The sequence below is a fragment of the Enterovibrio makurazakiensis genome (assembly GCF_050336585.1).
Lineage (GTDB): Bacteria > Pseudomonadota > Gammaproteobacteria > Enterobacterales > Vibrionaceae > Enterovibrio > Enterovibrio gelatinilyticus.
This window is the reverse complement of sequence record NZ_JAKJSE010000067.1, coordinates 1-684: the sequence shown is the minus strand read 5'-3', so window position 1 is coordinate 684 and position 684 is coordinate 1. Positions and strand designations below refer to the sequence as shown.

Genomic DNA, 684 nt, shown 5'->3' with positions numbered 1-684 from the left:
GTTAATCGGACGCGGGATGGAGCAGTCTGGTAGCTCGTCGGGCTCATAACCCGAAGGTCGTTGGTTCAAATCCAGCTCCCGCAACCAAATTTAAGCTCGGTGGTTATAGCAATTTTTTGTCATAACCCTCAGGCCGTTGCAAAGGGTTTGCCCGTTAAAATCCGGCTCCCGCAACCAAATTTAWTCAAACGTTGAAAAACGGTTGATACTGCGACACTAGCTCAGCTGGTAGAGCGCAACCTTGCCAAGGTTGAGGTCATCGGTTCGAACCCGATGTGTCGCTCCAAATTCTTCTTTTGTGATGAAAGATGAAGCTCTCACGGAGAGCAAGCYTACATCGTGCTTTAAACGGTTAATCGGACGCGGGATGGAGCAGTCTGGTAGCTCGTCGGGCTCATAACCCGAAGGTCGTTGGTTCAAATCCAGCTCCCGCAACCAAATTTAAGCTCGGTGGTTATAGCAATTTTTTGTCATAACCCTCAGGCCGTTGCAAAGGGTTTGCCCGTTAAAATCCGGCTCCCGCAACCACATTTAATCAAACGTTGAAAAACGGTTGATACTGCGACACTAGCTCAGCTGGTAGAGCGCAACCTTGCCAAGGTTGAGGTCATCGGTTCGAACCCGATGTGTCGCTCCAAATTCTTCTTTTGTGATGAAAGATGAAGCTCTCACGGAGAGCAAGCC

The 684-nt window shown here is 49.4% G+C and carries 4 tRNA genes; all 4 read left to right on the top strand.

Annotated features, from left to right (window positions below):
* The first annotated feature begins 10 nt into the window (after window positions 1-10).
* The 4 genes from L4D06_RS25475 to L4D06_RS25460 all read left to right on the top strand — a co-directional run bounded on the left by L4D06_RS25475 (window position 11) and on the right by L4D06_RS25460 (window position 637).
* A tRNA-Met gene (locus tag L4D06_RS25475) sits at window positions 11-87 on the top strand.
* Between the two features lie 123 nt (window positions 88-210).
* A tRNA-Gly gene (locus L4D06_RS25470) sits at window positions 211-286 on the top strand.
* A gap of 75 nt (window positions 287-361) precedes the next feature.
* Window positions 362-438: transfer RNA gene (locus tag L4D06_RS25465), tRNA-Met, on the top strand.
* Between the two features lie 123 nt (window positions 439-561).
* Window positions 562-637: transfer RNA gene (locus L4D06_RS25460), tRNA-Gly, on the top strand.
* The last annotated feature ends 47 nt before the right edge of the window (window positions 638-684 follow it).